The following is a 14,508-nucleotide window of genomic DNA, read 5'->3' on the forward strand; positions in this document are numbered from 1 at the left end:
CATCGCGCGGCAGCACGGGGCAGGACACCTGGGTGTCCTGCCCCGCCGGCCCGCGAGATCACTCCGTCACTTCGGCACTGGTCGCGAGCGGCGGCCGCGCAGGTCCCGGCGGATAGCCCGCAGCGCGGTGGTCACGCTCTCCCAGTACAGGAGCAACGGCAGGAAGACGAGCAGCAGCACGTCACGGGGGTAGCTCTGCCTCACGCAGAGAGGGCACAGAGCCGAGCAGGACTCCCGTGGTCAGGTGCACCACGGGCGCCGCCACCCGCAGCCTGTGGGCCAGGACACCGCCCGTCAGCTCTGCGAGACCGAGGATGACGACGAACTCCAGGCTGTGCACCCCTCAGCTCCTCCCTCAGTTCGAGCTCGTGGTGTCACGGGGGGGCATAAGAACGGCTGCGAACTGCCGCGAGGTCTTCGCCTACGTGTGCCGGTTCCTGGTCCAGCGGCATGTTCGCCTCGTCGCAGGCCCCGTCCAAGGCGCCGGGAGCGTGGGCGGCTGCCGCGGCTGGGTACGGAGGGGAGGGGCGGTCACCAGGTGGTGGCGACGGTCCGCAGAGCAGTCCAGGTGTCGTCGTGTTGCGCGAAGTCCACGGCCAGACGCAGCCGCCACTCGGCGCGTGTGCCGTAGACCGTCGCGTCGGTCAGCGTGCGGCCAACCAGCCGGACCGCGCCGGCGCCGCCGGTGTCCACATCGAGGCCCTTCTCCTCGATGTTGTGGTAGACGAACTGCCCGCCGCGCATCTGGAAAAGCCATTCGGCCTTGGGCTGCACGTAGCCGGTCATATGCGTCAAAGTGAATTCGTCGCCGAGCAGGGCGTCGAGGGCTTCAGCGTCGTCCTCGGCCATCGCCTGGAGGTAGGCGCGGTACGCCAAGACCGCCCCGGCGTGACCGGCGGTTGCAGCCGGTTCAGTGTTCGGTTTGCGGGCGGTCACGGGCGTATCAGCACCTTCAGGGCGTCGCGGTCGTTCATCGCCTGGTAGCCGTCGGCGATGTCCTCCAGGCTGACGGTGCGGTCGAAGACGCGGCCGGGCCGGATCGTACCGTCGAGGATGTGGGGCATCAGTTCTTCGATGTAGGCGCGGGCGGGTGCGACGCCGCCGGTGAGGGTGATGTTGCGCATGAAGTCGGCGAACCCGAACGGCACGTCGGTGAACTGGGGCGCCCCGACCCGGCTGATGGTGCCGCCGTCGCGTACGACGCCGAAACTTTGCACGAGCGCGTCCTTCAGCCCGACGCATTCGAGGACCTTGCGGGTGCCTTCGCCGCCGGTCAGTTCGCGGACCCTGGCGACGCCTTCGTCGCCGCGCTCGGCGACCACGTCGGTGGCGCCGAAGTCGCGGCCCAGGTCCGTGCGGGTGCGGTGGCGGCCCATCAGGATGATCTGCTCGGCGCCCAGCAGCCGGGCGGAGATGACGGCGGACAGGCCCACGGCGCCGTCGCCGACGACGGTGACGGTGTCGCCGCGCTGTACGCCGGCGGTGTGGGCGGCGTGGTAGCCGGTGCACAGGACGTCGGAGAGGGTCAGCAGGTCCGGCAGCAGTTCGGAGTCCTCGCTGAGGGGCATCTTCACCAGGGTGCCGTCGGCCTGCGGAACGCGGGCGGCCTGGCCCTGTCCGCCGTCGACCCCGTTCACGCCCCACTGTCCGCCGTGCGGGCAGGAGGTCTGCAGGCCCTCGCGGCAGTACGCGCAGGTGTTGTCAGCCCAGACGAAGGGGGCCACGACGACGTCGCCGGGCTTGAGGGTGCGTACCTGGGAGCCAACTTCCTCGACGACGCCGAGGAACTCGTGGCCCATGTGGCGGGGGTTGTCTGTGGGTGCCAGGGACTTGTAGGGCCACAGGTCGCTGCCGCAGACGCAGGACAGCACGATCCGCACGACGGCGTCGGTCGGCTGCTGGATTTTGGGGTCGGCGACGTCTTCGACGCGTACGTCTTGGGCCGCGTACATCAGGGTGGCTCGCATGAGCGGATCTCCTCGGAGGGGATAGGGGCGGGCAGGAGGGGTCAGCGTGGTTCGAGGTGCAGGGTGGACTCGCGGGCCCGGTCGGTCAGGACGTGTTCGACGATGCTCGTGTACCGCCCGTACTTCTCCCTGTAGGCGGCGTCCACGGCCGCGTGCTCTGCGGGATCGGCCTCGCGGAAGGTGACGTTCCGCTGTACGCCGCCGGCGTCGATGCGGCCCTGGTGGCGGGACTGGGTGCCCCGGTACCAGGGGCCGGCGGTGCCCTTGACGGAGCGGACGTAGAGGTGGTCGCCGACGCGGACGACCCACATGGTCACGCGGTCGCGCAGGGTGCCGTCGGCGCGCTCGGACTCCAGGTCCAGCTCTTCCGCGGCACCGACCTTGGTCAGGTCCGTGTCGTTCCAGTGCGTCATGGTCATTCCTCCAGGCTGGTCACGGGCCTCGGGGTGGGTGTCCGAGGACGGTGCTGGGCCGGCGTCCGCGTTCGCCGCATCTGCCGGGCGTCCTGGGGGTGGTTTGCCTTGGGGCAGACCACCCCCAGGACGGTGGCTCAAGCCTTCAATTGGGCGAAGGTCGCTCCGTCGATGACGAACCGGTAGCGGACGTCGGAGGCGAGGATCCGCTCGTAGGCGGTGTTGATGTCCTGGGCGCCGATCAGTTCGATGTCGGCGCTCACGCCGTGCTCGGCGGCGAAGTCGAGCATCTCCTGTGTCTCCGCGATGCCGCCGAACAGCGAGCCCGCGTAGGCGCGGCCGTTCTGCAACAGGGGGAAGACATCGAGCGGCATCGGCTGTGTGGTCACACCGACGCTGACCATGGTGCCGTGCAGACGCAGCATCCCCAGGTAGTTCTTCAGGGAGATCGGTGCGCTGACGGTGTTGAGGATGATGTCGAATGTGTTGGCCAGGTCGGTGAAGGCGGACCCGTCGCCGGTGACGGCGTAGTGGTCGGCGCCGAGGGCCGCGGCGGGGTTGCGCTTGCGGTCGGACTGCGAGAGGACGGTGACCTCGGCGCCCATGGCCTTGGCCATCTTGACGCCGAGGTGGCCAAGGCCACCGAGGCCGACGATCGCGACCTTGGTGCCCGGCGCGGCGCCGTAGCGCTTGAGCGGCGCGTAAACGGTGATGCCCGCGCACAGCAGCGGCGCCGCGGCGGCCGGGTCGAGGGTGTCGGGAACGCGGACGACGAAGTCCTCGGGTGCGACGATGGCCTCGGCGTAGCCGCCCTGGGTGTGGGCGCCGGGCTCCACGGGGTCGGGACTGCCGAAGACCAGGGTGTGGCCGCCCAGGCAGTACTGCTCCTGCCCGGCCCGGCAATTCTCGCACTGACGGCAGGAGTTGACCATGCAGCCGATGCCGACGAGGTCTCCGACCTGGTGGCGGGTGACCTCGGATCCGGTCTCGGTGACCCGTCCGACGATCTCGTGGCCGGGAACGAGCGGGCTGGTCGGCAGCGGGCCGAACTCGCCGCCGACGAAGTTCATGTCGGAGTGGCAGATGCCGCAGTACAAGATGTCGAGCTTGACGTCGTGGGGGCCGACGTCGCGGCGCTCGATGGTGAGGGGAACGAGCGGCTGACGCACGTCGTGGGCGCCGAACGCCTTGACGGTGGTGGACACGGTGAATCCTTCGAGCGGAGTTGTGCTGAGGGGGGCGGGTCAGGCTTCGGGGATGGCGCGGCCGTAGGCGGCGAGGGTGACGTTCTCGGGTTCGGGGCCGCCGCGCCGGCCGGTCTCCAACGCGTCCAGGGCAGTGAGCTCGTCTGCGGTGAGTTCGAAGTCGAAGACGTCGATGTTCTCGGCGATGCGGGTGCGCTTGGTGGACTTGGGGATGACCGAGCGGCCCTGCTGCAGACCCCAACGCAGCAGCACCTGGGCCGGGCTCTTGCCGTGCGCCTCGGCGATGCGGGTGACGGCCGGGTCCTCGAGGACGCTCTTGCGGTCCTCGCCATAGCCCGGGTAGAAGGTGATCCCTCCGATCGGGGACCACGCCTGGTTGAGGATGTTGTGCTGGTCGTCGAATTCGAGCACGGCACGCTGCTGGAAGTAGGGGTGAATCTCCAGCTGGTTGACCGCCGGCACGACGGAGGTGGCGTCCAGCAGCGTGGTCAGATGGTCGACCATGAAGTTGCTGACGCCGATGGCTTGCACCTTGCCGTCGGCCAGGAGCTTTTCCAAGGCACGGTAGGCGGCGAGGGTCTTGTCGAAATCGGACGGCAGGGCCTGGTGCAGGATCAGCAGGTCGATCCGGTCCACCCCGAGCTTTGCGGCGCTCTTCTCGAAGCCGTGCAGGGTCTCGTCGTAGCCGTAGTCGCTGATCCAGATCTTCGTCTCGATGAAGATCTCGTCGCGCGGCACTCCGGAGTCGCCGAGGGCCTGGCCGACCTCGCGTTCGTTGCCATAGGCGGCGGCAGTGTCGATGTGCCGGTAGCCGAGGTCGAGCGCGGCCTTGACAGCGGCCTGGGTCTCGTCGGGCGGGGTCTGGAAGACGCCGAGTCCTAGGGCGGGCATCTCGACGCCGTTGTTGAGGGTGAGGGTCTGCATCACAGGGACCTTTCGTTGTGAGTAGCCCGTGCGGGCACGATGAGGGCGAGGACGGTCACGACCGCCAGCGCGAGCAGGACGGCGGAGCCGGTCAGGGCCGTTCCCGAGCGGGCGGCGATGTCTGCGGCCGAGTGCCCGGTGGAGACGGAGGCGGCGACAGCGGTCAGGACGCTCAGGCTCAGTGCGCTGCCGATCTGGTGCACGGTGTTGACCAGGCCCGAGCCGGCCCCCGCGTCCGCGGGGGCGACGCCGTCGACGCCGCTGGAGGTCAGCGGGGCCAGCGTCAGGCCCTGGCCGGCGCCGATGAGCACCATGGGCAGGGCCACGCCCGTCAGGTAGGGGGTGTGCAGGCCGAGGCGGCTGAGCCACGCCATGCCCACCGTGGTCAGGACAACCCCGGTCAGGAGCACGAGCGGCCGGGCCGCCCGTTCCAGCAGCCGCGGGACCTGGACAGCGAGAACGAAGTTGACCAGCGTCATCGGCAGGAACGCGAGGCCGGCCTGCAGCGGTGTCCAGTGGTAGACGCTCTGCACGAACTGCGCGGTGAAGAAGAAGAAGCCCATCATCGCGCCCATGTAGAGCATCCGGGTGAGGTAGGCGCCGCTGCGTTCCCGGCCGGCGAACAGCCGTAGCGGCACGATCGGCTGCGCGGCCCGCCGCTCCACGCGGACGAACAGCCCGAGCATCAACACGCCGGCCACCAGCGGCACCAGGGTCAGGGGGGCGGTCCAGCCGAAGTCGGCGGCGTCCACGATGCCGAGAACCAGCGCGGTTGAACCCAGTGTCGCCAGCACTGCCCCGGTGATGTCGAAGCGGCCTTGCCGGCGTTCGGTCCCGGGCAGCAACCGCAGGGCCGGCACCATCATCACGACGCCGATCGGGACGTTGAGGAAGAACCCGGCCCGCCACGACACCAGATCTGCTACGAGACCTCCGACGACCAGCCCCAAAGCGGCGCCGAGACCGGCGACGGCGCTGTAGGCGGCCATCGCCCGGTTACGGGCCCGGCCCTCGAGCGAAGCTGCGCGTCAGAAGGGACAGCGCGGACGGGGCCAGCACCGCAGCCCCGATGCCCTGGAGCGCGCGGGCGCCGATCAGCCACCACTGGGTCTGCGCTGCGCCCACCAGGAGCGAGGTCAGTGAGAAGACGACCAGGGAGAGCAGGAACACCCTGCGGTGTCCGAACAGGTCACCGGCCCGGGCCCCCAGGAGCAGCAGTCCGCCGAAGACCAGGACGTAGGCGTTGGTGATCCAGGACAGGCCGGTCTCGGAGAATCCCATGTCGGAGCGGATCTGCGGCAGCCCGGTGAAGACGATCGAGTTGTCGAGGATGACCATGAAGTAGCTGACGCAGATGATCGTAAGGATCAGCGTCGCGTGGACCGGAGTCCCGTGGGATCGCGCTGCCGCAGGTGCCGCCACGCGCTGTGTGGTGGTGGTCATCGCGTCACCAGCCCCATCGTCAGCGTCCCGCCGTCGGTTCCGGTGATCGCCCACGCGGCGGACGATGCGCCGCCGAGGCGCGCGGAGGCTTCCGCCGTGCTGATCACAGGCTGCCTGTTCACAGCCGCACCAGCACCTTCAGGGCCTTGCGTTTCCTTGAGGTACGGGTCGGCGCCATGCCCGGCGCGGACGTCGCCGGCTTTGTACATGAGTGCTGCGCGCACGGTGTTCCTTCAGGTCGGTTTCATCGGGCCCATCGAGGACTTGCAGCCCTTGGCCTTCTCCAGACAACCGCGGGCGGACGCGCAGGTGGGAGTCACTCCTTTTCCAGGTAATGGCAGTACCTCGCAGGCGCTCGCCGACGCACCTACCGTGAGGGTGCAGGCCAGATCCACACCGCCCGAGCGAGAGGAGGTCCCCGTGCCCTTGGCCGCCCATGCCAAAGCTTTCACCCACCCCACGTTCGACGCCGACCGGTCCGAAGGCACGCCCGCCGACGCGTTGCCCATCAAGCTCCCGAGGTCTGACCATGGCTGAGAGTGACAAGAAGAAGAACCTGGCCGCCGAGGTCCGCGAGTTCCTGAGCACCCGGCGCGCTCGAATCACTCCAGAGCAGGCCGGGCTGCCCGTCTACGGCGGGAAACGCCGTGTCGCGGGCCTGCGCCGTGAAGAGGTCGCTCTGCTGGCGGGCATGAGCGTGGACTACTACGTCCGGCTGGAGCGCGGAAACCTCAGTGGAGCGTCAGACTCGGTCCTCGAAGCCCTCGCGCATGCTCTGCAGCTCGACGAGGCCGAGCGCACCCACCTCTACGACCTGGCCCGCGCGGCCACTCCCTCAGGCCAGCGGCCAACAGTGACCGCCTCCCGGGTGCGGCCCACGATCCTGCGGCTGCTCGACTCCATGACCGACGTACCGGCGTACGTCCGCAACGCACGGTTCGACATCCTGGCCTCCAACGGGCTGGGCCGCGCGCTGTACGCCCCCGTCTTCGACTCACCGCTGTTCGCCCAGCGCGGGCCGGTCAACAGCGCTCGTTTCATGTTCCTGGACCCCGCGAGCAGGGAATTCTGGGTCGACTGGGACAAGGGCGCCGACGACGCAGTGGCCTTCCTGCGGACCGAGACGGGCCGGGCACCGCACGACAAGGCGCTGACCGATCTGATCGGAGAGCTGACGACGAGGAGCAGTGACTTCGCCCGCCGGTGGGCACGCCACGACGTGAAGTTCCACCGCTCCGGCGTGAAGCACCTGCACCACCCGCTGGTCGGCGATCTCGCCCTGCCCTACGAGGCGATGGACCTGCCGTCCGACCCCGGCCTCCGCCTCAACTTCTACACGCCCGAACCGGACTCCCGGGAGCGGGAGGCACTCGGCCTGCTCGCCAGCTGGGCGGGCGCCGGCACCGTCGTGCCCTCCCGGAACGACTGACCACCATCGATCGAGGAGAACCACTTCATGCAATACCGACCACTCGGCCGCACCGGCGTCAAGGTCAGCCCGCTGTGCCTGGGCGCGATGATGTTCGGCCCCTGGGGCAACGAGGACCAAGCGGACTCGGTGCGGATCATCCACCGCGCCCTCGACGCGGGCATCAACTTCGTCGACACCGCTGACGTGTACTCCGCCGGCGTGTCCGAAGAGATCGTCGGCAAGGCGCTCAAGGACCGCCGCGACGACGTCTTCCTCGCGACCAAGTTCTTCATGCCGATGGACCAGGACGACCCCAACCAGCGAGGCGGCTCGCGGCGCTGGATCATCCGCGAGGTCGAGAACTCCCTGCGGCGCCTGGGCACCGATCACATCGACCTCTACCAGGTACACCGCCCGAGCCCGGACACCGACGTGGCCGAGACCCTCGGCGCCCTCACCGACCTCGTGCGCCAGGGCAAGGTCCGCTACATCGGCTCCTCGTCCTACTCCGGCTCCCAGATCGTCGAGGCTCAGTGGACCTCGCGGGAGCGGCACCTGGAGCGGTTCGTGACCGAGCAGCCGCCGTACTCGATCCTGGTCCGGGGCATCGAGGAGGATGTGCTCCCCACCGTGCGCCGTCACGGCATGGGCACGCTCACCTACAGTCCGCTTTCCGGTGGCTGGCTCTCGGGCCGCTACCGCAAGAACGCCTCCGAGGGCCCCGCCTCCGCGGCGCGCCCCCAGGCCCGCTTCGACATGAGCACCCCCGCCAACCAGCGCAAGCTCGACGCCGTCGAACAGCTCGCCGTCCTGGCGGAGAAGGCCGGCCTCACACTGATCGAGCTGGCCGTCTCCTTCGTCATCAACCACCCGGGCGTCACCTCGGCGATCATCGGCCCGCGCACCATGGAGCAGCTGGAGGCGTTCCTGCCCGCCGCCGACGTCACGCTGTCTTCCGACGTGCTCGACGCCATCGACGAGATTGTCGCCCCCGGAGTCACGGTCAACCCGGTCGACAACAGCTACGGCGACTTCGAGCTGCGGGCTGACCAGCGGCGACGCTGACACGATCCGCCCCGGAGGCCCGGGGCCCGATCGCTTCCGGAATGACCTCTGCCTCCTTGCCGGCTCTGGCTCCCTGGAAGAGGCGTCGCCACTTTCCGAGGCTGCGGGTGCGCCGCGGGGAGGGAGGTCAGTTCTCTCGCGGCCACCCGGCGAGGGCTTCCTGTGTCGCGGCCCAGGAGGCGAGCAGGCGCAGGCCCTCTTCAGAGGGTGAGCCGGGTTCGGCGGTGTAGATGGTGACGGCGAGGCCGGGTTCGGCCGCCATCTCCAGGCCCTCGTAGGCGAGGGTGATGTCTCCGACGGCCTCGTGGGGCCGACCCGGTGATCCCAGGGCGGCGCCCTGTCACGCGCTGACCGTCCGGAACCCGCAGTTGCCGCTGCTGGAGGTGGGGGTGTTGGCCGAGCGGGCGGCCACCCGATAGCGGTGGCAGTAGGAGGGGTGGCACAGGTAGGAGCCGCCGCGCATGACGCGGCGCTCTCCGTTGCGGGGGCATTGGGGGTCGGTGGCGGGGGAGTGCGCGTAGTAGTCGGGGGCGAACCAGTCCGCACACCACTCCCACACGTTCCCGGCGACCTCGTACAGGCCGAAACCGTTGGGCGGGTACGTGCGTACTGGCGCGGTCGCCAGCCAGCCGGCGTCGCCCGTGTTGGCGTAGGGGAACGGACCTTGCCAGATGTTGCACGACCACCGCCCTTCGGGGGTTAGTTCGTCGCCCCAGACGAAGCGGCGGCTTTCGAGACCGCCGCGGGCCGCGTACTCCCATTCGGCTTCGGTGGGCAGGCGGCGGCCCGCCCACGCTCAAGGGCGAACCGGCGCACAGCCGGAGGCGAGACGGGCCCCACCGCGCGAAGGCCCCCGGCCCTCGAGTCGGCCCCGAGACTCAGACTGGCCACGTATGGCTCGTTGGAGCCGTCGGCGCGGGAATGGTCCGGATCTTGTCCTCGGCGAGACGAGCCTGGTCGTCTGTTGCCGCCGCACCCCTCAGCTTGAGGACACCTCCAAGCGGGGGTGTCGGCCCGCCCAGTGCTACGGCGAGGTGGGCAGGTGCGGAGAGCGGAGTACGAGCAGGGTGATCTCGCTGGGGGCGAAGACGCGGAACGGCGGGCCCCAGAAGCCGGTGCCGCGGCTGGTGTAGAGGAGGGTGCGGGCGCCGTGGTGGCTGAGGCCGGCGAGGGCGGGCTGGTCGATGCGGACCAGGTGGTGGAAGGGCCAGATCTGGCCGCCGTGGGTGTGGCCGGAGAGTTGGAGGTCGATGCCTTCGGCTGCCGCCCGGTCGACGAACTTGGGCTGGTGTGCCAAGAGCAGGACGGGCAGGTCGGGGTCGGCGCCTTTCAAGGCTCCGGCGAGGTGGGCGCGGTGGCCTGCCAGGCCGGAGGACTCGGCGGTGACGTCATCCACGCCGGCGACCACGAGGGTGTCGCCTCCGCGTTCGAGCAGCAGATGGCGGTTGCGCAGCGGCTCCCAGCCCAGCTCGTCCATCAGGTCGACCCAGCCCTGGGCCTCGCTGTAGTACTCGTGGTTGCCGGTGACGTATACACGGGCCCGGGTGGCCCGCACGGTACCGAGTGGGACGGCCTGGGCGCGGCGGCGTTCGGCCGTGCCGTCCGCGATGTCGCCGGTGTGGCAGACCAGGTCGGCTTCCAGGGTGTTCACCCTCTCGCACACCCGTGCCGACCAGCGAGTGCGATCGAGGGGGCCGTAGTGGGTGTCGGTGATGAGGACGACGCGGATGCCGTCCAACCCGGCACCCAGTCGCGGGAGTTTCACGTCGAGGCGGCGCACGCGTGGCACGCGGCGCGCCTCGGCGTACCCCCAGCCGAGCAGTACGGCGGTTACGCCGAGGACGGCCCAAGTGACGATTCGGGCCCGGTCCTGACTCTCGCCGACGCCGGCCACGGTCAGGGCGAGCCGCAACAGGACCCCGAGCAGAACGGACCAGGTGAACAGAACCCAGCTGGTGCCCAGCAGAGTGTCACCGACGATCGCCGCCCGGTCCTGCTGGCGCCGGCCGTGGCCGCGCACCATCGCGAGCGGCATACCGATGAGGCCGAGGGTGAACAGGGCGGTGCCGACCAGGGTGACGGGCAGCGGCCAGTGCTGGCCGCTGTGCAGGAGCACCCAGCAGGGCACGGCCCACAGCAGGACGGGGGCGATCAGGGGGATGTAGCGCATCAGGCGGTGCAGTCGGCTCTGCCGCGGCGGTCGCGCTTCACCGTCGGCGGGTCGGATGTTGCTGGTGGCGGTCACGCTTCCCCTCCCTGACCAGGCTGCCGTCTCGCGCACTGTATCCGGTCGCCCTCGGGTCGGCTGGACCGGCGTTCATGGGCGCGGCCTCTGCTTGCCGGCCTGGAACTCGATCTCGGACCCGTAGTAGAGGGTCGGGATGCCGCGGAAGGGCCACATCAGCGACATGTTCTCCGCCCAGGCGTCGGTGCCTCCGCTGTAGCGGGTGCTGGACTTGTTGAGGCCGTAGTCGTGGCTGTAGACGTACACGACGTTGTAGGTGGCGTCGTCGGAGTCCTTGCCGTTGTTGAAGGCGTTGGACGCGTAGCTGAAGTTGTTGTGCATCCGCATGTCGATGATGTCCATGCCGCTGAACCGGCTGTGGTCGGGAGTGTGGTACCTGTTGCCGCTCAGGAAGGCGTTGTCCGACGTGGGCTGGCCCGCCGGTCCCTGCGTCTCCTCGTAGTGGTACTGGTCCAGGGCGGCTTGTACGTCGTCGGAACCTGGTGAACCTGGCCGATCTCCGTCACGCAATGCCCCTGGGGTCCGGGTGGTGCGTCGCCGCGCAGCAGGCTGAGTCGGTGTCAAGGCGCGGGTCGTACGCCTCGGGCTGGAGGCCGAGTTCGTGCGTGGAGCATTCACCGAAGCGCCGGATGTGCTGAGTCGGGTACGGGGAGATGCGCGCGAGGCTCTCGGTGGTGACGTTCCGGGGCGCTGACGTACTTCACCTTCGGTCGGCGCCACGCATCGCGGCTGCCGGAGGCGCGGCCGATCTGCTCGTACACGAGCTACTGAACTCGCCGTGGATATCAGGGCAAAGCGGGATGGGTCACCTCAAGAAATCACTTCCCTCACTGCGGGATACGCCAGAAACAAGATCGACTCCGGGAGTAAACGCGGCGTTCCTACTGTGCCAGGCATCGAACGCAGGTCCGCAATTCACCGCACAGCATGTAAGGGACACCAACCTTGTCAAGCCCCCCCCGACGTACCGCGCGCGCCGCTGCGGCCTTGGCCTTGGCCGGCCTGGCCGCCCTCGGCCTGCCGCAGAGCCCAGCCGCTGCCGCCTCCGCACCGCATGACAACTGGAAGGTCGAACGTGTCGCGGGTGGCTTCCGCGTCACCCTCGACCTGCCGAAGCCGCTCCCCGCCACCGCCGACGCGCCCACGCTCACCGCCGACGGGACATCCCTCGGCCCCGCCACCGAGTCGGCCGACGGCATGCGGCTCAGCCTCGTCACCACCGACCCCTCCGTAGTGACCGCACAGAGCGTCACCGCCGACGCTCCCGGGCCACAGGAAGCCACCGCGGACGGCGCCGTCACCCAACTCCCCGCCACCCCGCAGACCCTGGCCGCCGACCCCGCCGCGCCGGGTCCGTACGTGGTGAAGGAGGGCATCTACGCATACGGCGACGAGGCGGTCCCACTGCTCAACATCGGGGGCACCCGAGGTGAGCTCGAAGGAAAGATCTACCTGCCGACGGGCGGCGGGGACCACCCCGTCGTGGTGTTCCTGCACGGCCGCCACAGCTCCTGCTACGGATCGGGCCGCTCCAACCCGGCGGGCTGGCCCTGCCGCACCTCGCCGGACAGCACCGAGGACCGTAACCCGATACCCAGCTACCTCGGCTACGACGCACCCGCCCGCGCCCTCGCGAGCAACGGCTACGCGGTGGTCTCCATCTCGGCCAACGCCATCAACGCCACCGACAACCAGCGCGCCGCGGACTACGGCGCCCAAGCGCGCGGCCAACTCGTCCTCGACACACTTCAGTTGCTGAAGGAGGCCGACGAGGGCAGATCCGCCGTGCGTCACGACGCGTTCACCGACAGGGACGTCAGCCTCGTGGACGCTCTGGCGGGGCATGGTCTGTCTTCGGCCGACCTGGTGGGCCAATTCGACCTGAACAACGTCGGAATCATGGGGCACTCCCGCGGCGGTGAGGGCGTTGTCGCCGCCGCCACCCTGAACGATGCCCGCCCGGTGCGCGAGCAGTTCGGCATCCGCGCCGTGCTGCCGCTCGCCCCCGTCGACTACGACCGGTTCTCCCTGCCCAACACAGTGACCGCCACCGTACTGCCGTACTGCGACGGCGACGTGGAGAACCTGATGGGGCAGCACATCGTCGACGACTCCCGCCATTCCTTCGACGACAACGTGCTCCGCTCGGCGGTGCTGGTGCAGGGCGCGAACCACAACTACTTCAACACGATATGGACGCCCGGCGGCTGGCCCTCGGGCACAAGTGACGACTGGTCCTACGCACCGGCCACCAGCGACCCGGTATGCGACCCGGAGGCGGCCGACACCACCCGGCTCACACCCAACGAACAGGTCGCGGTCGGCACCGCGTACATCTCCGGCTTTTTCCGTATGGTGCTCGGCGGGGAACAGAAGTTCCTGCCTCTGTTCGACGGCGAGAACGTGATCGCCCCGTCCGTGGCGTCCTTCGCCACCGTCACCTCCGCGGCCACTCAGCCGGAGCGTGACCGCACCGACCTGGCCAGTTTCGAGGCCGCGGACCCCGTCGTCTCGACCGTCGGCGGCGCCACCTCCACCATCTGCGCGAGCATGGGTGGCACCGGCGGCGTGACCCTTCCGCAGACCTTGCCGTTCTGTTCGACGGGGCTCAACGAGGCCGCCGTACCGCACTGGTCGCCCGCACAGTGGGCGTGGAACATCCCCTCTTCCTCCATGCTCCACCTCACCTGGGACACGGAGGGCGGCGGCGTCTCGGTCGCCGTGCCGAACAAGGACCGGGACCTGAGCCACAGCGTCCGGCTCACCTTCAAGACAGCCGCCGACGAGCACGTGGCACACTCCACCGACCTGGCCTTCACCGTCGTGGACGGCCGTGGCCGCACCTGGTCGTCGCCGGTCTCCGCGCTCAACCCCGCCGCCGTCAGCCGCCTGCCAGGCACCACGTCGCCGTGGCTGAGCAAGGTGATCCTGCAGCAGGTGAACGTGCCCGTGGCCACGCTGGCCGAGCATGTGGACGTGAAGAACATCAGGGAGATCCGTCTCACCGGCGCCACCCCGGCCGGTGGTGTCTATCTCTCCGATCTGACCGCGGAGAGCCCGTCGACCGGCGCCCGCGTGCCCGAGCGGCAGGCCACCGTGGACGTCGTCCCCGCAACCGTGGCTGAGGGCGACGGGCCGGGCACCGCGCAGGTTGCCGTGACCCTCTCGAAGCCGCAGAACCGCCCCGTCACCGCGTACGTCAGCGTCTTCGGCGCCGCCGTCGGCACGGCCCGTGACACGGTGCAGGCGGTGACCTTCGCACCGGGCCGTACCTGCGTCGCTGTTCCGGTCCCGACGTACGGGGACACCGTGGCGGGCGCCTCGGCCTCGACCTCGTTCAAAGTATCGGCGACCAACCCGTCCCACGCGGTCATGGGAAGCCACGCCTTCGGCACCTTCACCGTTGTCGAGGACGACGGCGACGCCGCCGACGTACCCGGTCCGCAGGGCGATGTGTGTGCCGCCGGTGAGTGAACCGTCCTTCTCCCGGAGTCGATAGCGCCCGTGCCGGGCGGCCGCTGGGCCGTCCGGCACGGGCCATGGCTCGACGCTGCCTGACGGAGCAGGCAGGCATCAGCCGCTCCTGCGCCGCGGTCCAGGTGTGAACTCGAGCCCCGCCGCCGCTCAGTCTTTCGTGCCTCGGTCGGGGCTATGCCGCGGGCGGCCACGATCTGGTCGGCGGCCGCATGGAGCAGCACCAGTCTGACGCGCACCGCCGACAGGCCCGGCTGGGCGGTGATCACGTCGCTGGGCCGCGCGGTGCGCTGAGCTCCTCGTACTGCGTGACAGGCAGGCAATCCGGGCTTCATCAGGCACGGACCGCCGATCCATGGAT

14 protein-coding genes and 3 pseudogenes are annotated in these 14,508 nt (G+C 69.7%); 3 read left to right on the top strand and 14 right to left on the bottom strand.

From position 1 onward, the window contains the following. Positions 1-66: 66 nt before the first annotated feature. The 10 genes from ACWD4J_RS11950 to ACWD4J_RS11995 all read right to left on the bottom strand — a co-directional run bounded on the left by ACWD4J_RS11950 (position 67) and on the right by ACWD4J_RS11995 (position 6,176). Complete coding sequence (locus tag ACWD4J_RS11950) at positions 67-204, bottom strand: hypothetical protein (protein ID WP_451395202.1); 138 nt, start codon at positions 202-204, stop codon at positions 67-69. Continuing rightward, positions 182-340: a hypothetical protein gene (locus ACWD4J_RS11955; RefSeq protein ID WP_451395203.1), complete on the bottom strand. Its 159-nt coding sequence runs from the start codon at positions 338-340 to the stop codon at positions 182-184. Before ACWD4J_RS11955 ends, ACWD4J_RS11950 begins: the two co-directional genes overlap by 23 nt. Before the next feature lie 191 nt (positions 341-531). Beyond that, positions 532-936 carry a nuclear transport factor 2 family protein gene (locus ACWD4J_RS11960; RefSeq protein ID WP_451395204.1) on the bottom strand — a complete coding sequence of 135 codons (405 nt, stop codon included), beginning with the start codon at positions 934-936 and terminating at the stop codon, positions 532-534. Further along, positions 933-1,967 (bottom strand): zinc-dependent alcohol dehydrogenase family protein, encoded by a 1,035-nt coding sequence (locus ACWD4J_RS11965; RefSeq protein WP_451395205.1) that lies wholly within the window; start codon positions 1,965-1,967, stop codon positions 933-935. Before ACWD4J_RS11965 ends, ACWD4J_RS11960 begins: the two co-directional genes overlap by 4 nt. Positions 1,968-2,008: 41 nt before the next feature. Beyond that, on the bottom strand, positions 2,009-2,380 hold the full coding sequence (locus ACWD4J_RS11970; protein WP_451395206.1) for a DUF2255 family protein: 372 nt from the start codon (positions 2,378-2,380) through the stop codon (positions 2,009-2,011). A gap of 137 nt (positions 2,381-2,517) precedes the next feature. Continuing rightward, positions 2,518-3,585: an NAD(P)-dependent alcohol dehydrogenase gene (locus tag ACWD4J_RS11975; RefSeq protein WP_451395207.1), complete on the bottom strand. Its 1,068-nt coding sequence runs from the start codon at positions 3,583-3,585 to the stop codon at positions 2,518-2,520. A 39-nt stretch (positions 3,586-3,624) separates the two neighbouring features. Then, positions 3,625-4,509, bottom strand: a complete 885-nt coding sequence (locus ACWD4J_RS11980; protein WP_451395208.1) for an aldo/keto reductase — start codon at positions 4,507-4,509, stop codon at positions 3,625-3,627. Continuing rightward, the gene (locus ACWD4J_RS11985; protein WP_451395209.1) at positions 4,509-5,498 is read right to left on the bottom strand and encodes an MFS transporter; all 990 of its coding nucleotides are present in this window, start codon (positions 5,496-5,498) and stop codon (positions 4,509-4,511) included. Before ACWD4J_RS11985 ends, ACWD4J_RS11980 begins: the two co-directional genes overlap by 1 nt. Before the next feature lie 7 nt (positions 5,499-5,505). Then, the gene (locus tag ACWD4J_RS11990) at positions 5,506-5,952 is read right to left on the bottom strand and encodes an MFS transporter (RefSeq protein WP_451395210.1); all 447 of its coding nucleotides are present in this window, start codon (positions 5,950-5,952) and stop codon (positions 5,506-5,508) included. Continuing rightward, positions 5,949-6,176: a hypothetical protein gene (locus ACWD4J_RS11995; protein WP_451395211.1), complete on the bottom strand. Its 228-nt coding sequence runs from the start codon at positions 6,174-6,176 to the stop codon at positions 5,949-5,951. The genes ACWD4J_RS11990 and ACWD4J_RS11995 overlap by 4 nt, the downstream gene beginning before the upstream one ends. A gap of 305 nt (positions 6,177-6,481) precedes the next feature. Here ACWD4J_RS11995 and ACWD4J_RS12000 point away from each other — a divergent pair, with 305 nt between their 5' ends. Then, entirely contained in the window at positions 6,482-7,381 is a 900-nt protein-coding gene (locus ACWD4J_RS12000) for a helix-turn-helix transcriptional regulator (protein ID WP_451395212.1), read from the top strand. Positions 7,382-7,408: 27 nt separating this feature from the next. Next, a complete protein-coding gene (locus ACWD4J_RS12005; RefSeq protein WP_451395213.1) occupies positions 7,409-8,428 on the top strand; it encodes an aldo/keto reductase in 1,020 nt (339 codons plus the stop codon). Positions 8,429-8,555: 127 nt separating this feature from the next. Here ACWD4J_RS12005 and ACWD4J_RS12010 read toward each other — a convergent pair. The 4 genes and pseudogenes from ACWD4J_RS12010 to ACWD4J_RS12025 form a co-directional block, all read right to left on the bottom strand. Further along, positions 8,556-8,735 (bottom strand): annotated as a pseudogene (locus ACWD4J_RS12010) (MmyB family transcriptional regulator); the annotation flags it as partial. Between the two features lie 33 nt (positions 8,736-8,768). Beyond that, a pseudogene (locus tag ACWD4J_RS12015) lies at positions 8,769-9,224 on the bottom strand (formylglycine-generating enzyme family protein); the annotation flags it as partial. A gap of 228 nt (positions 9,225-9,452) precedes the next feature. Then, complete coding sequence (locus ACWD4J_RS12020; RefSeq protein ID WP_451395214.1) at positions 9,453-10,673, bottom strand: metallophosphoesterase; 1,221 nt, start codon at positions 10,671-10,673, stop codon at positions 9,453-9,455. Between the two features lie 87 nt (positions 10,674-10,760). Further along, positions 10,761-11,150: pseudogene (locus ACWD4J_RS12025) on the bottom strand (alpha-amylase); the annotation flags it as partial. A gap of 510 nt (positions 11,151-11,660) precedes the next feature. Between ACWD4J_RS12025 and ACWD4J_RS12030 the strand changes: the two are divergent. Beyond that, positions 11,661-14,147, top strand: coding sequence for a hypothetical protein (locus ACWD4J_RS12030; protein WP_451395215.1), 2,487 nt, complete (start codon positions 11,661-11,663; stop codon positions 14,145-14,147). Positions 14,148-14,508 lie beyond the last annotated feature (361 nt).

It is taken from the genome of Streptomyces sp. NPDC002577, from assembly GCF_053594815.1.